The following is a 23,659-nucleotide window of genomic DNA, read 5'->3' on the forward strand; positions in this document are numbered from 1 at the left end:
GATCGTGCGCCCCTTCCTGCTGATCTCCCCCGCCTTCGCGCCCCAGACGAGCGTCGGCGCCTTCCGCTGGGTGAAGCTCGCGCGGCACCTGCCGCGCCACGGCTTCCGCGTCGCCGTCCTGTCGGGGACCTTTCCAGAGGATCCGCGCGACGACGGGTTGCTCGCCGCGCTGCCGCCCGAGGTCGAGGTCTTCGACGAGTACCTCGATCCGACCGTCCTCGCCGCGGGCGCCGCGCTGCGCGCCCTCCGCGCGCGGGCGCCGCTCCCCGCGGGGCGCGCGGGGCCGCTCGTCGGGCTCCGCCCGTTCCAGGCGATCACCGACCGCTGGATCGCGCACGCGCCGCGCGGGGCGCGCGCGGCCGTGGCCCTGGCCCGCCGCACCGGCGCGCGGGCCGTCGTGGTGAGCGCCGGGCCGTACTCGGCCTGCCCGGTCGGCCTCCACGTGAAGCGGACGCTCGGCGTGCCGCTCGTCCTCGACATGCGCGACCCGTACTCGCTGCACGAGACGGGGAGCGGGCCGCCGTCCGGCCTGGCCGAGCGGGCCCGGCGCGCCATCGTCCCGCGCCTGGAGCGTCGCTGGCTCGAGGGCGCCGACCACGTGATCTTCAACACGCGGGCCGCGCTCGAGGCCTACCGCGCGCGCTTCCCCGAGCTCTCGTCGAAGTCCTCGTTCGTGCGCAACCACTTCGATCTCGCGCTGTACGCGCCGCCGCCCGTGCCGGAGCCGCCCCGCCGCTTCGTCGTGCTCCACCTCGGCACGATCCGCGAGGAGGCCTCGGCGGACCAGATAGGCGCCGCGCTGCGGCGGTTCATCGACCGCGAGCGGCTCGCGCCCGAGGACGTCGTCCTCCGGCAGATCGGCCGGATGTCCGACCACGATCGCGCCTGCTTCGAGCGCATGGGGCTCACGCCGTACATCGAGGCGCTCCCCCCGGTCCCGCAGCGCGACGTGCTCGGCGAGCTCAGGCGGGCGCACGTGCTGCTCGCGATGCTCAGCCCCCACGTCGTGCTGCGCGTCTCGGCCAAGACCTACGACTACGCCGCGTCGGGGATGCCCGTCGTCAGCGTGACCGCGAACCGCGAGATCGAAGAGCTCCTCTCGTACCGGAGCGACAACGCGCGCGTCGCGCCGGACGACGCGGACGGCATCGCCGCCGCGCTCGCGCGTCACCTCGCGCGCTTCCGGGAGACGGGCGCGCTGCCGGTCCCGGCGCCTCCGCCCGCGGAGCTGTCGTCCGAGGCGGCCGCGGCCAGCGTCGCCGCGATCCTGGACCGCGTCATCACCGACGCGACCGCGCGTAGCGCCCGCCAGCCTGCTTGAACATGGTAGCCCGGCGGGGAGGGGGCCGTCGCGCAACCAGCGCCGACCCCGCCCTGCCGTCAGGCACTAGACTGGCGCGCGCCGCGCCGCCTTCACGGCGCCATCCCCCTTCCTCGGAGCTGTGCATGCGCTTTCTCCACCCCGAGCATGACGAGAGCCTGGAGCTCGCGCTCGAAGACGTGTTCCTGACCCCCGGGTACTTCGCCGGTGGCTCCCGCCTCGAGACCGACCTGCGCCCGGCGGACTTCCCTGGCGGCTCGCACCCGATCGTCTCGGCGAACATGAACGCGGTCACCGGCAAGCGGATGGCGGAGACGATGGCCCGCTTCGGCGGCCTCGGCGTGCTCCCGCAGGACATGGATCTCGACACGGTCGAGCGCATCGTCCGCCACATCAAGCGCGCCGACCCGCGCTACGACACGCCCCTCTCGGTCTCCCCGCGGGCGACGCTCCGCGACGTGCACGGCATCATCCGCAAGCGATCGCACGACATGGTGGTCGTGGTCGACGACGAGCGGCGGCCGATCGGCATCGTCACCCACGCCGACCTGCGCGACCGGGATCAGTACACGCCCGCGTCCGCGCTCATGTCGCCGCGCCTCATCACCATCCCGGCCGGCACGCCGAACCGGACGGCCTTCCTGCTGATGGAGGACGCCCGCGTGAAGGCGGTCCCCGTGCTCGACGGGGACGGGCGGCTCCACGGCGTGCTGACGCGCGACGACGCCGTGCGGCTCGAGCTGCTCAAGCCGACGCTCGACGGCGGCGGCGAGCTCATGGTCGCGGCGGCGATCGGGATCTCCGCGCAGGCGGCCCAGAGCGCCGCGCGCCTGCTCGAGATCGGCGTGTCCGCGATCGTGCTCGACACCGCGCACGGCCACCAGCGCCGGATGATCGAGGCGATCCGCGCCGTGCGGGGCGCCGTCGGCGACGCCGTCCCGCTCGTGGCCGGCAACGTCTGCACGGCGGAGGGCACGCGGGCCCTCATCGAGGCGGGCGCCGGCATCGTGAAGGTGAACGTCGGCCCCGGCGCGATGTGCACGACGCGCATGCAGACCGGCGCCGGCCGCCCGACGTTCTCCTCGGTGCTCGCGTGCGCCCGCGAGGCGCGCCGCCACGGCAAGCGCGTCTGGGCCGACGGCGGCGTCCGTCACCCGCGCGACGTGGCGCTCTACCTCGCCGCCGGCGCCTCGCGCGTCATGGTCGGGACGACGCTCGCCGGCACGTACGAGAGCCCGGGCGACGTCATGGAGGACCGCGACGGGCTGCTCTACAAGGAGAACTACGGCATGGCGAGCGCCCGCGCGGTCAGCGAGCGCACCGCGGACCTCGACGCGTTCGAGCGCGCCAAGAAGGCCTTCTTCCGCGAGGGCATCTCGACGTCGCGCATCTACATCCACGAGGGGCGCGAGAGCGTCGGCGCCATCCTGATCGAGATGATCACCGGCGTGCAGTCGGCGTGCACCTACGCCGGCGCGGCGAACCTCGACGAGCTCCACGACAAGGCCGTCATCGGGGTGCAGACGCTGGCGGGCTACGGCGAGGGCAAGCCGCACGGAATCGAGCGGCGTTGATCGAGCGGCGTTGATCGCGCGGCGTTGATCGCGCGGCGTTGACGTCGCGCGACGCGCTCATCGCGCCATGCTTCCCATGCGCGCGAGCCGCGGCGCGGGATGACGGAAAGGTGACGTGACTTCCACCCGGGCAGCGACGAACCTCCGGCTGCTTACCGTCGAGGTCCTCCATGCCGAACGCACCCGCTCCACGTTTTTCCGCCGCGCGCCGCGCCGTTCGCCGGTTCGTCGGCCGCACCTGGTTGTCCGTGTTCGGCTGGCGCGTGGAGGGCATGGCGGAGCTCCCGTCGAAGGCGGTGATCATCGCGGCGCCCCACACCTCGAACTGGGATTTCCCGTTCACGCTCGCGGTCAGCTACGTGCTCGACCTCGAGTTCTCCTGGCTCGGCAAGCACACGCTCTTCGAGCCGCCGTTCGGCTTCTTCTTCAAGTGGCTCGGCGGCGTCCCCGTCGACCGCCGCGACCGGAACAACCTCGTCGCGGCCGTGGTCGACGTGCTGAAGGAGCGCGACGAGCTCATCCTGATCATCGCGCCCGAGGGCACGCGCTCGCGCACGAAGCGCTGGAAGACGGGCTTCTACTACGTCGCGCTCGGCGCCGGCGTCCCGATCCTCCTCGGATACCTCGACTTCCCCCGCAAGCGGGGCGGGATCCTCCACGTGTTCCACCCGACGGGCGACATCGAGGCCGACATGGCGGCGATCCGCCGTCTCTACGAGGGTATCGAAGGAAAGCACCCGGAGCGGATGAGCGAGATCACGCTCGGCGCCAGGGGTGCTCCGGCGAACGGGGCCGTGCAGCACCCCTGAGCTCGGGTCGGCAGCGCGCGAGCCGCGTGCGCGAGCCGCGTGCGCGCCGCCGGGTGCGCTCGTCAGCGCAGGGACGGCGCGCGAACCGACGAGGCGGGCCCCGCCGTGATCCTCGTCGTCAGCACGCCCGCGAGCGCCCATTCGAACGCGGAGCGGTCGGTGTACACGTTGAAGCGGCCGCCCGTGGCGAGGTTGGCGACCGTGACGCCCATGGCGACGAGCCCCGGCCGCACGAGGATATGGACCTCCTTCAGCTTGCCGGGGTTCCGCAGGTGCCACGCCGTGAGCCTGGCCCGGACGTCGCTGTCATAGCCGGTGCCGAGCTCGAAATCGTCGAACACGACCGGGTGCACGCCCGCCTCGACGAGGGTCTCCAGGTGCCTGATCGCCGGCTCGATGAGATCGAGCGACGCGTACCCCTCGAGGCGCCTCGTCACGACGTCGGACGCCGGCGTTCGAACATCGAGGACTCCCCGCCCGGTCGACCAGCGATCGCCCCGAGCTCCGAGCCGTGTGTGTGCCAAATCCATCTCGATTTCGAGACTTTAGTCTATGGGCGGCGCTCCGCCACGCGATCCGTCCGATCCGCTCCGTTCCCCGACGCCGGGGGCGTGAGCTGCGCTCGCGGACGGCGCCTCGCCGGCCGGGCGCGCGAGGCGGCGGGGTTTCCGGCGCGTCGAGCACGTCCGGCGGGCCAGGCCGTCTCCTGCTGCGTCGAGCGCCGTCGGCGCGGCCGAAAGCGGCTATGATGCCGTGGCTGTTTCGGCCGCCGGCCGGTGCTGGCGGCTCGCGAGGCGTCTTCGCCCGCAGCAGAGGGACGAAGGAGGAGCTACCGAGATGAGAGGACATGTTTCCAGGGTGCTGCGGCTCGCTGTCGTGGCGTTTGCGTGCGCGCTGATGGCGGGCTGCGGCGGCCCGCTGCGCTACACGCCGCAGGGCATGGGGAAGGCGCCGGGCGCGGACGCCGTGATCATCGCCGACGTCAACTTCGACGCGGCCATGACCCGCCTCGACATCAACGCGAAGGACCTCCCGCCGCCCGATCGCCTCGACTCGAGCGGCACCGCCTACGTCGTCTGGGCGCGTCCGGACAGCGACTCGCCCTGGCAGCGGATCGGCGCGCTCAACTTCGACCCCGATGCCCGCACCGGCAAGCTCAAGGACGTGAGCGTGCCGCTCACCCGGTTCGAGCTCGTCATCAGCCTCGAGAAGACCGCCAACCCCGAGTCGCCGTCCTCGGAGCTCATCTTCAAGCAGGACGTCGAGTACTGACGAGACGGCGGCTCCGGCGGATGCCTGGCGAGGTACCGGCAGATGCCTGGCGAGGTACCGGCGGATGCCTGGCGAGGTACCGGCGGATGCCTGGCGAGGTATCCGGCGATACCTCGCGGGATATCGCCGTATACCTGCCGAGGTATCGCCGGATACCTCGCGGGGCAATGCAGGAACGTCGGTCTGGGGTCAACGGACGGCGGCGCCGGCATGGGAGGACGCCTCACCCGCCGGACCAGTACCAGGTGCTAGATTGGGACGGCGGGGACGGTTTGGGCAATCCCGCGCCGCCGTCAGATCGGCTCGGGCGCCGGTTGCTCAGGCTTCGGCGCCTCGGGCTTCTTCCCCTTGCGCGCCTGCTTGGTCATCGCCCGGAAGTCGTCGAGGACCGGCGCCAGAATGGCGCGGAAGGTCGCGTTCTGGCGGGCGATCGTGCGCGCCAGGTCGAGCGCGGCGAGGCCGGGGCCGATGACGATCTCGGCGGTGGCGAGGACGTCGTCGTCGAGGTGGCGCGCCAGGTCCTCGAGCGCGTCGGCGACCTTCTGCTGGGCCAGGGCGCGCTTCAGGCGCCGCTCGAGCAGCTCCACCTCGAACCGCTCGGGGTCATCGCCGTCGTCCTGGTCGCCGAGCACGTGGAACGATCTCGCGAGCGGGCTGTCCTTGCCGTCCTTGGGGCGCAGGAGCGCGAACAGCTTGGCGAGCGGAGGCCCCAGCACGCCGAGGCTGCGGCCGACGCTGCGCGTGCGCCGGCCCTCCTCGAGCCGCTCGAGACCAGGCCAGAGCGCCTGGATGGCCTCGATGTGCTGGAGCGTCTTCTCGACGCGCTCCTCGATTCCTCGATCTGGGCGGCCGAGAGCTGATCGACGTCCGTGGGGTCTTGCACAGGTTGCTTGGGCATGAACCGACCTCCTTGGTTGGGCGCCCGCCGAGTGCGGCGCGCGCGGATCTCGGGAAGCTACGTGGACGTCGTAGCCGGAGGCAACCCGCGCGGCGCGGCGGAAATTTGCTCAGCCGCCGGAAGGCGCTTCGCAGCAAAGGATGCGCGCCGGGCAGGAGGCCGGCGCACGCGAGCGGCCGGAGCGGCTCGGGCCCCCGCACACGGGCTACGCCATGCGAATATGGAGCGAAATTTTCATGCGAGAGCGCAATGCGTTCAGGCGTTCCGCACCTTGGGGATCGTCAAGTAGACCGGGTCGACGTCTTCCTCGAACTCGTCGTACTCGCGTGGATCGCTCTTGTGTTGCATCTGCATGTGTACCGCGCGCGCTACCTCTTGCAGGCGCGCGGGCGGCGCCTCGGCACCGTCCCACGCCGCGCAGAGAGCGCGCAAGATCTCAAGACGTTGGATCAGCGTGGCAAAATAGGCGCGCCCTTCAGCGTTCTTGCTGCGGGCGGTCCGGAACAAAGCCAGCATGTTGTCGAGGTGACCGAGCGCCGGGAACCGGAGATCCGCGGGCGGGATCTTCGCGACCATCCTGGGCGACGCCAGGTAGTGGCACCACCCGATGGCCACGCCGAAGGCAAACGGGTGCGGTCGCGCCGCCAGCTCCGCTTCGGTCGGCGGCGGGCGGAGGTCCGGGTCCTCGGGCTCCGGCGGCACCTCCGGCGGGGCCTCCAGCGCGTCCCAGCCCTCGGGCGGCTCGGGGAAGCCGAACGCGGCGAGCAGGCTCCGCGCGGCTTGCTGGATCTCGGCCGGGACCGCGGGCGACGGCGTCCACGTCTCGCACAGGGCGCGAAGCGTCCGCACGTGCGCCGTGACCTCGTGGATCGGCCTCCCGTCGCCGATCGTCACCCGCGACCCTTCACCGTTCAGCGCGATGAAGCGATCCAGGAGCGTGAGGAGCTCCTCCCGGCTCGGCGCGGCACCGAGGCTTTGCGCTACCCGCGGCGCCGCGAGCGCGCCCGCGTAGTTCACGATCTGCACCATGCACTGGGCCCATTCTCTGGACTGCGTCTGTGCTCTGGTCGACTCGTCCATCGTCGTGCCCTCCACTTGCTAATTCGGGCTGCAGAGCTTGACCCATGGGACGATGTGGCTGCCGATCCTGGGTCGAAACGTGATTGCCGCGCCGACGATGTCGCCGTCATTTCCCAGGTAACACGTGTACGTGCACCATCCGCTGGTGATGAGGTTCCCGAGGCCCCACGTGTCCGGGCATGGCTTGCACTTGCCGTCCCGCAGTCGTCGAGGACGCAAATTTTGGCGAAGTCGCATTCGACGCTGGATTGACACGAGAACGGCCGATTCATGCATTCAACGTTGATCGGGTACCCGTACGAGAGCGTCGTCGGATCCAGCGAGGCGATCCAGTGCTCCGCCATCTCCCAGGCGAGCGGCGCGTTCTCCTCGATGAGCCGCAGCAGCGTTTCTTCGTCGATGGTTTCAGGATCGACGATCTGGGATTCGGTAAGTCCGCTGAGGGCGTACGCTGCGTAGCCGGCTTTTCCTCGACATGATGAAGCCCTCCGAGGGAGCGTTTCGGACCAGCGCGGACGGGGATATGGCACAGGGAACCGGGCGTCAATCGCGCGACTCACCGCGGTCGAGGGCGACCGGCCTCCCGGGTGCGCGCACGGATCCGGGCACGTTACGTAGAGGTCAACGCCGGACGCAATCCATCCAAGGCGACGGAGCGCGCTCGGCGTGTGCACAGACAAGCGGGCGGTCCAGCGGCAGCGGCGCCGCCGTCGCCAGCGCCCGCATCACGGCTGAGCGGGGCCGTAGACCGCGCGCCGTACGGCGTCGGGAAACTCGCCCACCATGCCAGCGAAGGCGGTGTTGGTCAGGACGACGACCGTGAGCTTCGCGCTCGGATCGACCCAGAAGTGATTGCCGTAGGCGCCCATCCACTGCCATGTGCCCGCGGCGGAGGGCATCGTGCTCGGGTCCGGCGCCGTGAGGACCGCGGCGCCAAACCCGAATCCCCACGTCCCGCCGGCCTGCTGCACCTTCAGCTGGCCAGTCTGGTTCGAGGTCATGGCGGCGGCCGTCTCGGGTCGCAAGATCTTCCCGCCGCCGGTGCGCAGCACCTCGAGGAACCGGACGTAGTCGTCGGCGGTGCCGACCATGCCGGCGCCGCCCGACGGATACGAGCGCGGATCGAGCGCGCGGGACGGCGAGAACGTGACCGTGGCCGGCCCGAGCGAGACGGGCTGCGGATCGGCCATGCGCGCCGGGCGCGGGCTCGCGTCGCCGTAGGGGACGGCCAGCCGGCCTGGATCGCCGACCGTGAACGAGGCGTCGAGCCCGAGCGGCCCGGTCACGAGCCGGCGGACCACGTCCGGCAGCGGCGCGCCGCCCGCCTTGGCCACGACGCCCCCGAGCACGTCGGTCGCCAGCGAGTAGCCCCACGCCGTGCCAGGCTCGAAGAGCAGCGGCGCCTGGGCGATCCGCGCGAGGTTCTCGTCGAGGGAGAGGCCGGGCTGATCGAGGCCGTCCGACACGCGCGCGCGGTGGTAAGGCCCGTCCGGGGGCTCCGCGAAGGTGTAGCCGAGCCCCGCGGTATGGGTGAGCAGCTGCCGCACCGTGATCGTCGCGGCCCGGCCGTCCGCGAGCCGCGGCGCGAACGCGGGGAGCCACTTCGTCACCGGATCGTCGAGCCCCAGCGCGCTCGCGTCCACGAGCGCGAGCGCGGCCGCGGACACGATCGGCTTGGTCAACGACGCGAGACGGAACACCGTATCTTCGCGCATCGGCCGCCCCGCCTCCCGGTCGGCGAAGCCGGCGGCGCGCCGGTAGACGACCTCGCCGTCGCGCGCGACGACGACGACGGTGCCGACGATCCGCCCCTCCGCGATGGCCGCCTCGACGACCGCATCGAGCCGGCGGCGGAGCGGCTCGTCACCGTGGTCACGGCGAGCCGCGGCGGACACGGCGGGTGGCGCCGGCGCGGGCGCCGCGGCCGGCGCCGGGGCGCTGCACCCTCCCAGGGCGGCAGGCAGCGCGGAGAGAAGCAGGCCCGAAGCGACCGCAGAGACCGAAGCGCGGAGCATTTTCATCGTGATCGTGTGCATGGTTGTTAACCCCGAGCGGCGCGCTCATCAAGGGATTGCGTGGCCTCCGGAACACCTAGTTTGCATCCGGCGGCCGCTCGGCCGGAGAGTAGCGGAACACCATCACGGTGACGTCGTCACGGAGCTGCTGCCCTGCCATGGGGCCCACGAGGCCCTTCAGGACGGCGCCCGGTGACATCCCTTGCGCCGCGAGCGCGTGGAATCGCTCTGCCAGCCCGTGGGTCTCCAGCATTCCGCCCGCGGAGGTGACAGACTCCGTGAGCCCATCGGTGTACAGCAGCATCGTGTCCCCGGCGCCGATCTCGATCACATCGTCCCGGAGCAGCGCCGTGATATCGTCTTCGATCCCGATCCACATCCCGCTGGTCTCGACGAGCTCCACCGTGTTGGACAGCGCCCTGTGGATCAAGATGTCCAGGTGAAGGCCCGCGTAGCGGACCGTGCCGGAGCCGAGCTCCAGCGCGACGATCGTCATGTACTGATCGGGGCTGACGCGGAGCAGGTTCTCCCGAACCGCGCGGTTCGCCCGGCTCAGCACGACTGCAGGGGTGAGGGGCTCGCCGTCGCGCGGCGACGTCGTAAGGATGGTCCGAACGGCGGTCTGAACCATCATCATCGTCAGGCCGGCGGTGACCCCATGGCCGGACACATCGCCGATGAGGACCCAGCTGCTCCCGCCCGTCTGGACCACGTCGTAGTAGTCGCCGCCGACGCTCTCGGCCGGCGTCATCAGGGCGGCCATGTCGTAATCCTTCAGACGGCTTTGCTGCGGCAGGAGCACCGTCTGTATCTTGCGCGCGAGATCCATCTCGCTCCACAGCTCCGCGACCAGGCGCCTGAGCTCGGCGGTGCGCTCGGCGACGAGCGCCTCGAGGTTCTCGTTCGCGCGCCGGAGCTCCTGCGATGCGGCCTCCAGCCGCCCGTAGAGCATCGCGTTCTCGAGGGATACGGCGGCCTGCGTCGCGAGAAATTGCAAGAGCCCGCACCGCGCAGGGCTGAACGCCTCCGCGGTGATGCTGTTCTCCAGGTACACGACGCCCGTGACCTTTCCGCCCTGGAGCATCGGAGCGCACATCACCGATCTGGGCCGAGCCTGGGTGAAGTATTGGTCGGAGGCGAAGCGCATGTCACGGTGCGCGTCCGTGAGCACCGTCAGCTCGCGCGTGCGCGCCACGTAGCGCACGAGCGACTCCGGGACCTCCGAGCCGCCCTGCAGCGCGCGGGCGTCCAGCGTTATCGTATCGGGATCGATGGTCATGCTCGCCTCCAGGGTGAGCACCCCGGCGCGATCGAGGATCAAGCATCCCCGTTGAGCTCCCGCGTTCTCGAGCAGCGTCCGCATCAGCCGCTCGAGCAGCCGATCGATGACGAGCTCCGCGGAGATCGCCTCGGTCGCGCGGATGACCGCCGTGAGGTCGAGGCTCTCGCCCGATCGAAGCGTGCTGGAGGTCTGGCTGGAGGTCTGGCTGGATGTTCTTTGCTGGCTCGTTGCCGTTTCGTCTGCTGGATTGAGGGGGGATGAGAGCGCCGCGTTGCTCCGGAGCACGTGAGCGTATCTCGACTTCAGCTCCTCTGTCTTGCACGTCGCCCCCCAGCGCTGGTACGCGTAGATCGCCTCGGCGAGGTAGGCGCTTGCCACCCTGTTCCTGCGCTCGTCCAGGTGAAATCGGCCAGCCAGCTCGTTGCCGATGGCCTCGGCGTGCACGAAGCCGTGCTCCTGCGCGAGGGCTATCGCGCGATCGTAGAGATCCAGCGCGCCTTCGGTGCGCCGCTCGATCCGCGCGATCTCGGCCTGCGCCAGCGCGGCGCGGTGCGCGAAGTTGGCAGGCGACGACAGGGCCCAGGCTTCGAGCGTGGCGGTGTCTTCACGCAGGCGAGCCAGGAGCCCGGCTCGCTCCTCAGGAGCGGCGGTGCGCGTCAGCTCAGCCAGGGTCAGCGCCCGATAGAAGACGTGCTCAGCGTGATAGAAGAAACCAGGGACGAGCTTGCAGCCGTCGCCGGTGGCCAGGGCATCGCGGAAGTGGCCAGCGAAAAACTCGGCGGTCGCCTTCACGACTCCGTACATCGCCAGCGTCGGCGGCGGCGCAGAGGCGATGAACGTGCTCTCCTCGAAATCAGCGCTCTCCAGGCTCGCGGGATGCCGAGTCCGCCCGGTCAGCGCCCGGATGGCCTGCTGGGCGATGCTGCAGAAGCCCTGGTTGACGACGTCTCCCGTCCTGTTCGCGAGGTCGCGGGCGGCCAGGAGGCTGTTCTCCAGGTCCTGCAGGCTCTCGCCGGCATACATCCGATAGTAGACCACGAACGCAGCGCAGTAAGACGCGTAGATCTGGTCTCCCATCTCGAGGCTGAGCCTCAGCCCTGACCGCAGCACCTCGAGGTTGTGCGAGATGTGCTGACACCAGTGGGCGATGAAGCCCCCGAAGAGGAAATGAACCTGGCCCCTGCTGGCGGGGCTGCCGCCACGGGTAGCGAGCTCCAGGCCCAGCCGGCCGAAGCGAAACGCGTGCTCCCGGTTCCCCGTGATGGCGAGGTGGACGATCGCGTACTGCGCATAGAAGAAGCCCGCGAGCGGCGCCGTGCCCCGACGGAGCAGCTGGACTCCCTTGAGCACGAGCAGGACGTGAAGCTCTGGAACGGCCTGGAACGCCGCCGGGATGCTGGTGGCCAGGGTGTCGAGCACCGCGAGCCCGTGGGCGTCGCTCATCCCCGACACCGTCCCCAGAGACTCGATGTCCGACCCCGCTATCGCAGATTGATACGCTCCGAACTCGGCGCCGATCGCGGCGCCGAGGGCCGCCTTGTCTGCCAGGGGAGGCAGCTCCACGTCCAGGAGGCGCAGCGCGTCGATGCCCTTCGCACACGCAGCACCGAGCCTGCCCGTGTTGGTGAGCAGGAGCACCTCGAGGTTGCGCCCCATGATCCGATCCACCACCGACCGCGCGTTCCGCTCGACGACCTGGAGCAGCCCGAACGCGGAATCCAGGTTCCCGGTGAGGTACTCGCACTCCGCCATGGTCAGGTGAGCGGCGCAGACGACCTCGTACTCTTCAATCCACCCCGTCTCCCCGAGCACGTCGAGCGCCGCCCTCAGGTAATGCACCGCCGCGTCGGGCGCCGCTCGAGCGCGCGCCTTGCGGCCAGCGTTCAGATTCGAGCGCGCGAGCCCGCGCCTCTCGGCCGGCTCCACGATCAGGCTCGCGCCACGGTTCAGGTGATCCACGATCGCGAACAGCTCACGATCGCCCGGATCTGTACCGCCGCGCTCCCGCAGCAGCCGACCGATGCGCAGGTGGATGGCGTCCCGCTCCTCCGGGCCGAACAGCGAGTAGGCCGCCTGCTGGACGCGATCGTGCGAGAAGCGGAACGCGGCGTCGAGCGCGCCGTCGACGATCCCTGTCGCGTCGTGATGAGCGTCGGCCCTGTAGCGGTATTTGCCGTCCAGCGAGGCGATGAACCCCTGGCGCAGCGCTTCCCAGAGGTGGTCCGCCACGTCGCTGTGAGAGCGCTGAGACACGGCGGCCAGCGTGGCCATGTCGAAGCTATGCCCCACGCAGGCGGCGAAGCGCAGCACGTCCTGGCTCGACTGCGGCAATCGCCGCAGCTCGGACACCATGAAATCGATCACGTTGTCCGTCGCCAGCCGTTCCCACACCCGCGCCGTGTCCCACCTCCAGGCGAGGTCCCCGTGGTCGAAGCGCAGCAGGCCGTCCCGGTGCAGCGCGATCAAGAACTGCGCGAGGAAGAAGGGGTTTCCGCGGGTCTTCTCGAACAAGGCGGCGCTGAGCCCGCTCACCGCCTCGGAGCTGCACCCGAGCGTGTCGCCGAGGAGGTCCGCGATGTGCGGCTGGCCGAGCGGGCCGAGCGTGATCTCATGCCCTCTGACGCCGGCCTGGCGCAGCTCCTGGAGCATCAGAGACAGCGGGTGCGCGGCGTCGATCTCGAGCTCTCGGTAAGCTCCGATCACGAGCACGTGGCGCGCGCCGGCGGCCGTCAGCACGTGCTGCAAGAGCCGGGTCGAGCTGGCGTCCGCCCACTGCAGATCATCCAGGAAGAGCACCAGCGGGTGCGCTTCAGCCGCCAGCGCGCGGAGAAAGCTCAAGAAGACATGTTCGAAGCGGCGCTGCGACTCGGTCGGACCGAGCGCTGGCACGGGGGGGGTTCGCCGACGACGTGCTTCAGCTCGGGGATCAGATCGGTGAGGAGAGCCGCGTTCGGGCCGACCGCTTCGAGGATTTCACGTCGCCGCTGCTCGAGCACGCCCGGGGGCTCCGCGAGCACGGACCGGACGAGAGCACGGCAAGCGAGGGCGATCGGGCCGTAGGGGACGCTCCGCGCCAGGGAGTCGAACTTTCCCGCGCCGAAGTACGCCCGGCCGAGGATGTGCTGGTGCAGCTCCTCGACGAGCGCGGATTTCCCGACGCCCGCCTGTCCGGACAGGAGGACGAGCTCGCTCCTGCCCTGCCTGGCGCGGCCGAAGCTCTCCAGGAGCGCTTCGAGGTCGCGCTCGCGGCCATAGAGCTTCTCGGGGATCGAGAGCTCATCGGATCTGTCGCGCTGGCCCAGACCGAAGACCTCCGCCGCGCCAGACCCCTTGACCTGATCCAGAATTTGCTTCAGATCGTGCTGCAACCCAGCTGCGGTCTGGTATCGCTGCTCCACGGACTTGCTGAGCAGCTTGAGGATCACGTCCGACAGGACCGGCGGCAAGTCCGGCCTGGATGCCAGGGGCGCCCTGGGGCTGCGAGCGATGTGGCCGTGCACCAGCTCCAGCGGATCGCTGGCGTCGAAGGGCAGCGCGCCGGTGAAGAGCTCGTACAGGGTGACCCCGAGCGAATACAGGTCGGCTCGAAAGTCCACGCTCCGGTTCATCCGCCCCGTCTGCTCGGGCGCGATGTACGCCAGCGTGCCTTCCAGCTGCGTGACCCCCGAGAGCGCGTCGACTTTCTGGGAGAGGCGCGTCGCGATCCCGAAGTCGACGAGCACGATCGAGCTCGGGCCGTCGGTGACGAAGAAGTGATGGGGTTTGATGTCCTTGTGGATGACGTGCCTGCGGTGGACCGCCGCGAGCGTTCGCGCCATGGCCAGCGAAAGCTCGAGCGAGCGCAGCAGATCCAGGCGACCCGATCGAATCAGCTTGTCGACGGACACGTCTCCCGCGTCCTCCATGACCAGGGCCAGGCCGTGCCCATGCCGCTCCAGCCCGATGGCCTTGACGACCTCGGGCATGTCGAGGCACGTCAACACTTCATATTCATGGCGGAGGCGTCCCACCTCGAGCGCGGTCGGGCGCTCGCTCCTGAGCAGCTTCACCAGCACCGATGCCCCGTCGACGGCGCGATAGCCGCGGTACACCTCGGAGCTCTGGGTCTCGCGCACCTTCGCGTTCAGGGTGTAGCGGTCGGACAAGGTGATCATGGTGGATTCATGAGGATCGGTTTCGTTCCAAGATCTGAGCGGTGAGCGCGCCGATGGCCTTGTCGCTCCAGATCATTGCACCTTTGTCTTCTTCAGGGTGCGCGCCAGGGCCGACATGCAGTTGCGGTGCGCTCGCTGCCAGTCGTTGTCGCGGAAGACGACGACCACGCCGAGGCTCGTCTGATCCAGCAATTTTATCAGGTCCACCAGGGGCTTCACCGTGGCCGAGTTCATGTACTCGAGCTTCGTCAGATCCACCGTGACGACCGTGTTCCTGGTCTTCCCGGTCCAGTCCTCGAAGAGGGGATTGAGGAACATGGCGGGGCTGCGGATGTCGCTGACGCCCGACCACTCGATTCGCGACGAATCGCCGGCCACGGAGATGCGTACTTTCAGCCCGTCGCGCTCAAATGTCGACTCGGTCATGGATTCTCCTGGTGGCTGTCACGGTGACCGTATCGTCTGCGTACGTTGCGTCGAGCGCAAAGCCGCCTTCCATCGCGATCCTGTAGATGCCCACGTTGGCGCCCTCGCGCGGGCTGACGAGCAGCTCCTCCAGCTGTTCGATGTAGAGCGCCGTCTTGTTCGGGGCGCTGCGCAGGGACTCTATCCGGCAGAGCAGTCGATTGACCGACCCTCGATCGGTGCAGCCGTTGATCGTGACGAGTTCGATCCTGTCCTCGGTCAGGCTGAGCGTGAAGCGAATGGCGCGCGCTGCGGGGACCTCCTCGCCGTACTTGATGGCGTTCTCCAGCAGCTCGCAGGCCGTCATCTCTGCCGCGTCCACGAGCGCGCTCGGGTACTGCGCGAGGGCATTGCGCACCGAGGCCCGGGTCGCGCGTAGATTGCTCCATACAGGGCGGAGCGAGGTGCTCAACAGTGGTTGCATCGCCTACGCCTGCATGGATCGAGTCCGGTGGTGGGCAGAAGAGCGCACAGGGTCTCCGCCAGCGGGAACAGCTCGGGGGAGAATCAAATCCAAAGCGGTTCGGAGGAGCAAGGTGGTATCCCGAACGAGCGCAGAAGAGGGAATGAAACCCAGAACGGCCTGGAGATGTCAAGCATCAGCCGGGCGCGTTGCTCGGCAGTGCGAGGGCTGCCTCACATCGGCATGCGGCGCGCCCGGCCGCGCTCGCGGGCGGCTCCTCTCACGGTTCCCGGTTCCCGGTTCCCGGTTCCCGGTGGACGCGTGCGCTCACGCGGCGGCCGGGAGGTGTACGCGGCGGCGAGCTGGCCGCCGCCATGGCGTGGCCGAGGGCCCGGCGCGCTGCGAGCGCCGCGCGTCGCAATAGGGGCTCTCCCGATCCGTTTGGCTGCTGGCGTCCTCTCGATTCCATATCAGTCTAGTGCGCCGATGATCGACCGCCTGCGCGTCCGTCAGGCTCGGATCGAGCCTTGAAGGGACGTCGCCGTTCCCGCCAGAAGCAGAGGAATCGAGGTGTCAGTGCGAGCGGACCTCTTCAGAAGCGCTCCGTTCACGAAGGTTCTGTCGCCGCTCGTCATCGCTGCTGCTTTGACCGCGGTCGACTGCGATCGTCCCCGGCAGGCGCCGGGGCCGGAGGCCGGCGATGGCGGGAACGGCGGGAACGACGGGAACGGCGGAGGCGGCGAGGACGGCGGAGGCGGCGAGGACGGCGGGGGCGGAGGGGGCGGAGCGCCTTGCGTCACGGCCGCGGACTGCCCCGGGGTCGACGGCGCGTGTCAGCTGCGCACCTGCGAAGGCGGCCGGTGCGCCCTCGACGCCGCGCCGCGGGGAAAGCCCGTGGGCGAGCAGGTGCTGGGCGACTGCAAGGCGCGCGTTTGCGATGGGCATGGCGCCGTGATCGAGCTCGACGACGACCAAGACGCCTTCTCCGACGGAGACCCGTGCTCGGCCGACGTGTGCGTCGCAGGGGCGCCGAAGAACCTTCCGGCGCCGGCGACCACGGAGTGCGGCGGATCCGACGCGACCGGAGCGCGCTATTGTGATGGGAACGGCGCTTGTGTCGAGTGTCTCGTCGCAGGCGATTGCCTGAGCAACATCTGCGTCGAGAACAGCTGCGTCGCGCCCGATTGCGGCGATGGCGCGGTGAACGGCGCCGAGACCGGCGTCGACTGCGGCGGCTCGGATTGCGTGCGGTGCGCGGATCTCGAGGCCTGCCTCACCGGCGCGGACTGCCGGAGCGGGATCTGCGCGGACGGCAGGTGCCGCGCGTCGTCGTGCACCGACGGCGCGACGAACGGGGCGGAGACCGACGTCGACTGCGGCGGACCGGCGTGCTCGCCTTGCGCCACCGGCAAGGCGTGCGCCGCGGACGGCGACTGCCTGGGCGGCCGCTGTTCAGGGACGACGTGCCTCCCGTCGTGCACCGACATCGCCCGGAACGGGGCGGAGACCGATATCGACTGCGGCGGCCCCGCGTGCGTCGGGTGCGCCGCCGGAATGCGCTGCGCCGTCGGGCGCGATTGCCTGAGCCACGTGTGCAGCGCGGCAGGCACCTGCGCCGCGCCGGTCTGCGGCGACGGCGTGGTGAACGCCGCCGCCGAGGCGTGTGATGACGGCAATACGAGCACCACGGACGCGTGCCTCACCACGTGCGTCGCCGCCTCGTGCGGGGACGGGTTCGTCCGCGCCGGCGTCGAGGCGTGCGACGACGGAAACGCGAGCAACACCGACGCCTGCCCGACGAGCTGCGCGCGCGCGGTGTGCGGGGATGGGTTCGTCCGTGCCGGCGTCGAGGCGTGTGACGACGGGAACCGGAACGCGGGCGACGGGTGCAGCCCAGGGTGCCTCCTCGACGGCTGCGGCGACGGCGCGATCCAGGCCGGCGAGGAGTGCGACGACGGCGACGCCGACAGCGCCGACGGCTGCCCGATCACCTGTCGCGCCGCGAGGTGCGGCGACGGCTTCGTGCGGGACGGCGTCGAGGGCTGCGACGATGCCAACACGTCGAGCGGCGACGGCTGCAGCGCGAGCTGCGTCGTGGAAGCGCGGTACACCTGCCGGGGCACGCCGAGCGTGTGCACGTACTCCAAGGAGCGCAACTGCGGCGACGCGGCGGACGATGACCTCGACGGCGAGACGGACTGCGCCGACCCGGACTGCGCGCTCGGCTGCGACGATGCCGTCGGCGCGTGCTCGCCCGGGCAGGTGCTGTGGGTGCAGTCGTCCACGGACATCCCGAAGACCGTCACGGATCGCGCCGTCGCTGCCAGCGTCCTCCCTGTCGTCTCGAGGGGCGCGATCCGGCGCGTGACGCTCGAGCTCGACATCGCGCATTCGTTCGACGGAGATCTCGATATCTCGCTCACCTCGCCGGCTGGCGCGACGGTCGATGTGTCGAGCGACAACGGCGGCTCCGGCGACAACTACCGGAGGACCGTCTTCGACATGGGCTGCGCGACCGCTGTCACGGGAGCGATGGCGCCGTTCCGCGGCTGCTTCCGCCCGGAGTCGTCGTTCGCGGCCTTCCTCTCGGGGCCGGCGAACGGCGCGTGGACGCTCCGGGTCGGGGACGACGCCGGGTCCGACTCCGGTACGCTGACCGCGTGGTCCCTCGCGCTCTGCATCGACCCGTGATTGCAGGGCGGCGCGGCCGCGCGCGCGCCGCCAGCCACGCTGTCCGCCGAGCGCGGCGCGAGGGCTGTGACGAGGGCAGTCGCGGCCGCGCCCGGCCGGCCCGATCGGCCGGGCTCGCCTGGCGTGGTCTCCCGTACCGGCGGCCTTCGATCCATGCCAGGGTGCGCTCGTGCCCTGGGTCCGCGCATCGCTTCGAGGTCAATCCGTCTATGCTCGCGCCGACGCCGCCGGCGCCCTGGTCGCGGAGGAGGGCGGCGGCGTCGAGATCCGCTACAAGCCGCACGACGGCCGCAGATACAAGGCGCGCGCCGACAACCTGACCGTGGTCGACCCGAAGGTGTTGCCCGACGACACCTGTGGGCCTGCGGAGGCGGTCGTGAAGGCGCGCGCCGGCGAGCAGCCCGAGGGGGGCGCGGCCGCCCCGGCGCCTGCCGGGCGCGCGCAGCGCAAGGCGCCGGCGCGGGGGGAGGCCGGCGCGGCGCCCGTCCCGGAAGGCGCTGTCATCGTCTACGCGGACGGCGCGTGCTCGGGGAACCCGGGGCCCGCGGGGCTCGGCGTGGTGATCATCGACGGCAGCCGGCGGATCGAGCGCAGCGAGTTCCTCGGCACCGCGACCAACAACATCGCCGAGCTGACGGCCATCCTCCGCTCGCTCGAGGAGGTGGACGAGCCGGGGCGGCCCATCGTGATCCACACGGACAGCCAGTACTCGATCGGCGTGCTCCAGAAGGGGTGGAAGGCGAAGGCGAACGCCGAGCTCATCGCCTCGCTGCGAGGCGCGCTCGCCGCGCGGCCGCGCGCGCGCCTCGTGTATGTGCCGGGGCACGCCGGCGTGCTGCTCAACGAGCGCGCCGACGCGCTCGCGCGCGAGGCCGTCCGCGAGCGCGCCTCCCGTCGGACGGTGTACCCCGGCTCCGGCTGAGTCCGGGGCAACCCGGGCCGCGCGGGGCCGGAAACGCGTGGAACCGCCTGGGGCCCAGTGGTAGAGGCGCGCGATGCGTGTTCCGCTCCGCCTCGCCCTCGCCGGGCTCGTCGCCGCCGCCGCCTTCGCCTCGCCGCTCGCCCACGCGGTCGTGAGCGAGCGGATCGTCGCCGTCGTAGGCGATCGCGCCATCCTGCTCTCGGATCTGCGGCAGCGGGCTCGCCCCTTCCTGCTGCAGATCCAGGCCCGCGTTCCGCCGGGCGCGCAGCAGGCGGCGGCCGAGTCGCAGGTCTTCCGCGATCTCCTCCAGAAGATGGTGGACGAGGAGCTCGAGGGCCAGGCCGCCGAGAAGGCCAATATCCGCGTGACCTCCGAGGAGATCGAGAACGCCTTCCGGAACATCGCGGCCGCGGAGCAGATGACGGTCGAGGAGCTGTTCCGGACGGCGCGGGCGAGCTCGGGGCTCACCGAGCAGGAGTACCGCGACGAGATCCGCCGGCAGATCCTCGAGGGCAAGATGCTGCAGCTCCGGGTGAAGGGCCGCGTGCGCATCACCGAGCAGGACGTGCGGTCCGCCTTCGATCGGCTGGTGCGCGAGGAGCGCCGGCGGCGCGACTACCACCCGGCGTGGATCGTCCTGCGCGTCCTGCCCGGCTCGAGCGCCGAGGCGGTCGAGGAGCGCCGCGCGCTCGCCGCCGCGCTCGCGGAGCGCGCGCGCGGCGGGGAGGATTTCGCGGCGCTCGCGCGGCAGTTCTCGGACGACACCGCGACCCGCGAGGAGGGCGGCGACCTCGGCGTCCGCGCGCCGCAGGGGACGCAGGCCGCGGCGACCGGCCAGCGCGAGGTGATGGCTCCGGAGCTCGAGGCCGCGCTGATGGCGATCGAGCCGGGCGGCGTCACAGGGCCGATGCGCGCGGGCGACGCGTTCGTGGTCATGAAGCTCCTGAGCCGCCAGCCGTCCCGCTTCACGACGCTCGATGCGGCTCGCCCGGAGGTCTTGCAGCGGCTGCAGGCGGAGATCATGACGAAGGCCAAGCAGAAGTGGCTCGACGACCTGAAGCGCGGGACGCACGTGGAGGTCCGGCTCTGACGCGCAAGGGCGAGCGGGGCGCGGCGCGCGCGGGCGGCGCGCGCGGCGAGGGGGATGCGGTCGTCCCCGAGTGCACCGCGTGCGGCACCTGCTGCTTCTCGACCCTGCCGGAGTACGTCCGGGTCTTCGGCTGCGACTACGATCGCATGGACGATCGCGCGCGGGGGCTTACGCGCTTCATCGGCAACCGCTGCTACATGCGCATCGAGGACGGCCGCTGCGCCGCGCTCACGCTGGACGCGGAGCGCGGCCGCTTCCTGTGCTCGATCTACGAGGTGCGGCCCGACTGCTGCCGCGCGCTCGAGCGCGGCAGCGGCGCGTGCCTCGGCGACCTGCACGAGAAGCGGGAGCGGCCGCTCCTCGCGCTCGAGGCGCTCCGCCGCCGCGCGGGCGGCGCGAGCGGCGAGGGAGACGAGGGGGGCGCAAACGGCGCGGGGGCGGCGGGCGGCGCCGTGTAGGTGCGGCCGGCGCCGCCGTCAGGGCGACGCGTCCCTGTCCTCCACCGGCGGCGCGCCTGCGTCGATCGCGCCGCGATCGATCCGCATGCTCACGTCGAGCGTGACCGTCTGCCCCTCGGAGACGCTGATCGTGCGCTTCTCCTCGGGCGCGTTCGGGTGCCGGAACGTGACGTAGTGCCGTCCGGCCTGGAGCGGGATCGCCCGCGCCATCGGCGTCACGTCGATGAGCTCCCCATCGATGACGACCTCCGCCCACGGCCTGGCGAGGACCTTCAGGTAGCCGCGCTCCTCCGAGCGCGCGCCGGGCTGCCTGACCTCGGCGCTGGGCGGCTCCGCGGCGTCGTGCTGGCGGAGGCTGAGCTCGATGAGCGCGCCGCCCGCGACGACCAGCGCGAAGATGCCGACGAGCCGCCCCACGTCGGGCGCGAGCGACGGCGCGCTGCGCTGCTCGACGGCGGGGCGCGCGGAGGGCGCCTGAGCGGGCGGCAGCTCGTCGCCGCCGAGCTTGGCCGCCGCGAGGGCCCTCGCGATGAGCGCGCGCGGCTGCGGATGGCCGCGCTCCGCGAGCTCCTCGGCCAGGGCGTCCGCGACGGCGCGGCCGCTCTCGTAGCGCTGCTCCGGCTCTTTCTCGAGGCACCGGAGCACCACGCGCTCCAGGCCGCGCGACACGTCGGGCACGAGCCCCCGCAGCGGCTGCGGCGGCGCGTTGCGGATCCGGTGGGCGATGGCCCTGCCCTCGGCCCACCGGTCCTCGCCGCGCTCGCGCGGCGCGCCGGGCGCGCCCGGCGCGCGGTTCGACGGGTGGTTCGACGCGTGGCTCGACGTATGATTGGCATCCTCCGGCCCCGCCTTCGGCTCGTCGAACGGGCGCACGCCGGTGAGCATCTCGAACAGCACCACGCCGAGCGTGAAGACGTCCGCCTGAGGCCCGGGCTCTGCCCCGAGGATCTGCTCCGGCGCCATGTAGTCGGGCCGCGCGAACGTGTCGCTGCCCTCGAACGGCTCTGGCAGCGAGGGTTGCCGGCCGTCGGACGCCGCCGCGAACTCCAGGATCTTCACGCCGCCCGCGGGCGTGACGATGACGCGCTCGGGGCGCAGCTCGCGGTGCACGACGCCCCGCTCGTGCGCGTGCCCGAGGCCGCGCGCGATCTCCAGCGCGATGGCCGCCGCGGCGCCCTCCTCGAGGCGGCCAGCGCGGGCGCACAGGGCCGCGAGCGTCGGCCCCGAGAGCGGCTCCAGCACGAGCCATATCCGGTCCTCGTCGCGCTGGAAGTCGTGGATGTCGATGATGTTGGGGTGCCGGATGCGCGCGAGGATCTTCGCCTCGCGCTCGAGGCCGGCCGCGAACGCGCTCGCGGCCGACACCGTGGGCTTGAGCGTCTTGATCAGCGCCGCCCGGCCGAGCCCGGCGTGCTCGGCCCGGTACGTCACGGTGAGCGCCCGCGACGAGACGGCCTCGCGCAGGATGTACGGGCCGAGCTGCCTCTGGTCGGCGCCCACTTACCGCTGTCGGACGCGGAGCGTGCGCCCCGTCATCGCCGCGGGCTGCGGGAGGCCGAGGATCTCGAGCATCGTCGGCGCCACGTCGCAGATGCGGCCGCCGGACCGGAGCACGATGCCGGGGTCGTTCTTGTTCAGGTAGTAGAGCGGCACCGGGTTGAGCGTGTGGGCGGTGTGCGGGTTGCCGTGCTCGTCCTTCATCTGCTCGCAGTTGCCGTGGTCCGCGGTGATGATCAGCGCGCCGCCGGCCTCGCGCACGGCGTCCCCGATGGCGCCGAGCCCCTTGTCGACCGCCTCGTTGGCGTGGATGGCGGCCTCGAGGATGCCGGTGTGCCCGACCATGTCCGGGTTCGCGAAGTTCACCAGGATGAAGTCGTACTTGCCGCTCTTGATCGCGGCCACGACCTCGCTCGCGACGCCCGCCGCGCTCATCTCCGGCTTCTTGTCGTAGGTGGCGACGTCGCGCGGCGAAGGCACGAGCTTCCTGTCCTCGCCCGGGAACGTCTCCTCGCGGCCGCCGTTGAAGAAGTACGTGACGTGCGCGTACTTCTCGGTCTCCGCGCACCGGAGCTGCGTGAGCCCGGCGCGGGCGATCACCTCGGGGAACGACTCGGTCACCTCGTCCTTCGGGAACGCGACCGGCAGCTTCAGCGCCGCGTCGTACTCGGTCATGCCGCTGTAACAGTTCTCCTGGAAGGCGAAGACCGGCTTGCCCCGGTCCGAGAGGAGCTCCAGCACCTCGGCCGGCAGGTTCCGCCGCGTGAGCATCGCCGAGATCTCGCGCATGCGGTCGGGCCTGAAGTTGACGGAGAGGCCGACCTCCTCTCCCTGCCACTCCCAGCGGGGCTCCTTCGAGGCGAAGTCGGCCACGAAGTCGCCCTTGATGCCGTTATAGTCGCCGATGCGGACGGGCTCGACGAACTCGTCCGTCTTCCCGGCCGCGTACGACTGCTGGATCGCGTCGAACGCCGTGTCGGCCCGCGGCGCGTCGCCGCGCACGATCGCGGTGTAGGCCTTCATGACGCGGTCCCAGCGCTTGTCGCGGTCCATGGCGTAGTACCGGCCCGAGATGGTGCCGATGACGCCGATGCCCTGGAGCGCCTCCTCGATCTTCTCGACGTAGCCCCACGCGCTCTTCGGCGGCGTGTCGCGGCCGTCGAGGAACGCGTGCAGGACGAGGGGCACCTCGTGGAACTTCGCGAGCTTGATCAGCGCGAGGAAGTGGTCGAGCGACGAGTGGACGCCGCCGTCGGAGACGAGCCCGAAGAGGTGCACCCGGCACTTGCGGTCCTGCGCGATCCGGAACGTCCGGTCGATGATCTCGTTCGAGCCGAGCTTGTTCTCGGCGATCGCGACGTCGATGCGCGAGATGTCCATCAGCGCGATCCTCCCCGCGCCGAAGTTCAGGTGGCCGACCTCGCTGTTGCCCATCTGCCCCACCGGGAGCCCGACGTCCGGGCCGCTCGTCCCGATCAGCGTCTTCTCGGAGTCGCGCTTGATCGCGTCGAGGTTCGGCATCGCCGCGAGGGCGATCGCGTTCTGGTCCTTTTCTTCGCGCTCGCCGAATCCATCGAGGATGCAGAGGACGAGCGGACGGGGGCGTTGCGTGGGGGAGGGGGCTGCTTCGCTCATGGCGGCGGAATCTACAACGAACCCGCGGCGATCGGAGGGGGGCTGCTCACGGATTTTCGCCTGGCGAGCCGCCGCGCGCGGCGTGCATGCTAA

18 protein-coding genes are annotated in these 23,659 nt (G+C 71.0%); 8 read left to right on the top strand and 10 right to left on the bottom strand.

The features are described 5' to 3' along the window. The first annotated feature begins 4 nt into the window (after window positions 1-4). The 3 genes from WME73_RS05970 to WME73_RS05980 all read left to right on the top strand — a co-directional run bounded on the left by WME73_RS05970 (window position 5) and on the right by WME73_RS05980 (window position 3,704). Window positions 5-1,321: a glycosyltransferase gene (locus tag WME73_RS05970; protein ID WP_437915051.1), complete on the top strand. Its 1,317-nt coding sequence runs from the start codon at window positions 5-7 to the stop codon at window positions 1,319-1,321. A 125-nt stretch (window positions 1,322-1,446) separates the two neighbouring features. Then, window positions 1,447-2,895, top strand: coding sequence for a GuaB1 family IMP dehydrogenase-related protein (locus tag WME73_RS05975; protein WP_437744523.1), 1,449 nt, complete (start codon window positions 1,447-1,449; stop codon window positions 2,893-2,895). Between the two features lie 170 nt (window positions 2,896-3,065). Continuing rightward, window positions 3,066-3,704 carry a lysophospholipid acyltransferase family protein gene (locus tag WME73_RS05980; RefSeq protein WP_437744524.1) on the top strand — a complete coding sequence of 213 codons (639 nt, stop codon included), beginning with the start codon at window positions 3,066-3,068 and terminating at the stop codon, window positions 3,702-3,704. Window positions 3,705-3,766: 62 nt separating this feature from the next. Here the strand turns inward: WME73_RS05980 and WME73_RS05985 are convergent, their stop codons facing one another. Then, window positions 3,767-4,141 carry a hypothetical protein gene (locus WME73_RS05985; protein ID WP_437744525.1) on the bottom strand — a complete coding sequence of 125 codons (375 nt, stop codon included), beginning with the start codon at window positions 4,139-4,141 and terminating at the stop codon, window positions 3,767-3,769. Window positions 4,142-4,541: 400 nt separating this feature from the next. Between WME73_RS05985 and WME73_RS05990 the strand changes: the two genes are divergently transcribed. After that, on the top strand, window positions 4,542-4,976 hold the full coding sequence (locus WME73_RS05990) for a hypothetical protein (RefSeq protein WP_437744526.1): 435 nt from the start codon (window positions 4,542-4,544) through the stop codon (window positions 4,974-4,976). 293 nt (window positions 4,977-5,269) lie between these two features. On the opposite strand, the gene WME73_RS05995 is transcribed toward WME73_RS05990, so the two are convergent. From WME73_RS05995 to WME73_RS06025, 7 genes are all read right to left on the bottom strand, one after another. Then, entirely contained in the window at window positions 5,270-5,692 is a 423-nt protein-coding gene (locus tag WME73_RS05995) for a hypothetical protein (RefSeq protein ID WP_437915052.1), read from the bottom strand. 437 nt (window positions 5,693-6,129) lie between these two features. Continuing rightward, on the bottom strand, window positions 6,130-6,954 hold the full coding sequence (locus WME73_RS06000; protein ID WP_437915053.1) for a hypothetical protein: 825 nt from the start codon (window positions 6,952-6,954) through the stop codon (window positions 6,130-6,132). Window positions 6,955-7,679: 725 nt separating this feature from the next. Beyond that, window positions 7,680-8,975 (bottom strand): serine hydrolase domain-containing protein, encoded by a 1,296-nt coding sequence (locus WME73_RS06005; RefSeq protein ID WP_437915054.1) that lies wholly within the window; start codon window positions 8,973-8,975, stop codon window positions 7,680-7,682. A 70-nt stretch (window positions 8,976-9,045) separates the two neighbouring features. Beyond that, a complete protein-coding gene (locus tag WME73_RS06010) occupies window positions 9,046-13,089 on the bottom strand; it encodes a SpoIIE family protein phosphatase (protein ID WP_437915055.1) in 4,044 nt (1,347 codons plus the stop codon). Next, on the bottom strand, window positions 13,086-14,405 hold the full coding sequence (locus WME73_RS06015) for a serine/threonine protein kinase (RefSeq protein WP_437915056.1): 1,320 nt from the start codon (window positions 14,403-14,405) through the stop codon (window positions 13,086-13,088). Before WME73_RS06015 ends, WME73_RS06010 begins: the two co-directional genes overlap by 4 nt. A 72-nt stretch (window positions 14,406-14,477) precedes the next feature. Beyond that, on the bottom strand, window positions 14,478-14,831 hold the full coding sequence (locus tag WME73_RS06020; RefSeq protein WP_437744532.1) for a hypothetical protein: 354 nt from the start codon (window positions 14,829-14,831) through the stop codon (window positions 14,478-14,480). Then, a complete protein-coding gene (locus WME73_RS06025; protein WP_437915057.1) occupies window positions 14,812-15,192 on the bottom strand; it encodes a hypothetical protein in 381 nt (126 codons plus the stop codon). Before WME73_RS06025 ends, WME73_RS06020 begins: the two co-directional genes overlap by 20 nt. A 651-nt stretch (window positions 15,193-15,843) precedes the next feature. Between WME73_RS06025 and WME73_RS06030 the strand changes: the two genes are divergently transcribed. From WME73_RS06030 to WME73_RS06045, 4 genes are all read left to right on the top strand, one after another. Further along, complete coding sequence (locus WME73_RS06030) at window positions 15,844-17,964, top strand: DUF4215 domain-containing protein (protein ID WP_437915058.1); 2,121 nt, start codon at window positions 15,844-15,846, stop codon at window positions 17,962-17,964. A gap of 169 nt (window positions 17,965-18,133) precedes the next feature. Further along, a complete protein-coding gene (locus tag WME73_RS06035) occupies window positions 18,134-18,886 on the top strand; it encodes a ribonuclease HI (RefSeq protein WP_437744535.1) in 753 nt (250 codons plus the stop codon). A 73-nt stretch (window positions 18,887-18,959) separates the two neighbouring features. After that, the gene (locus tag WME73_RS06040; RefSeq protein WP_437744536.1) at window positions 18,960-19,976 is read left to right on the top strand and encodes a peptidylprolyl isomerase; all 1,017 of its coding nucleotides are present in this window, start codon (window positions 18,960-18,962) and stop codon (window positions 19,974-19,976) included. Beyond that, the gene (locus WME73_RS06045; RefSeq protein ID WP_437744537.1) at window positions 19,928-20,434 is read left to right on the top strand and encodes a YkgJ family cysteine cluster protein; all 507 of its coding nucleotides are present in this window, start codon (window positions 19,928-19,930) and stop codon (window positions 20,432-20,434) included. Before WME73_RS06040 ends, WME73_RS06045 begins: the two co-directional genes overlap by 49 nt. 18 nt (window positions 20,435-20,452) lie before the next feature. Here the strand turns inward: WME73_RS06045 and WME73_RS06050 are convergent, their stop codons facing one another. Then, on the bottom strand, window positions 20,453-21,934 hold the full coding sequence (locus WME73_RS06050; RefSeq protein ID WP_437744538.1) for a serine/threonine protein kinase: 1,482 nt from the start codon (window positions 21,932-21,934) through the stop codon (window positions 20,453-20,455). Beyond that, a complete protein-coding gene (gene gpmI, locus WME73_RS06055) occupies window positions 21,935-23,566 on the bottom strand; it encodes a 2,3-bisphosphoglycerate-independent phosphoglycerate mutase (RefSeq protein WP_437915059.1) in 1,632 nt (543 codons plus the stop codon). Between the last annotated feature and the right edge of the window lie 93 nt (window positions 23,567-23,659).

The organism is Sorangium sp. So ce302, from assembly GCF_051530145.1.
In the GTDB taxonomy this organism is placed as follows: Bacteria; Myxococcota_A; Polyangia; order Polyangiales; family Polyangiaceae; genus Sorangium; species Sorangium cellulosum_B.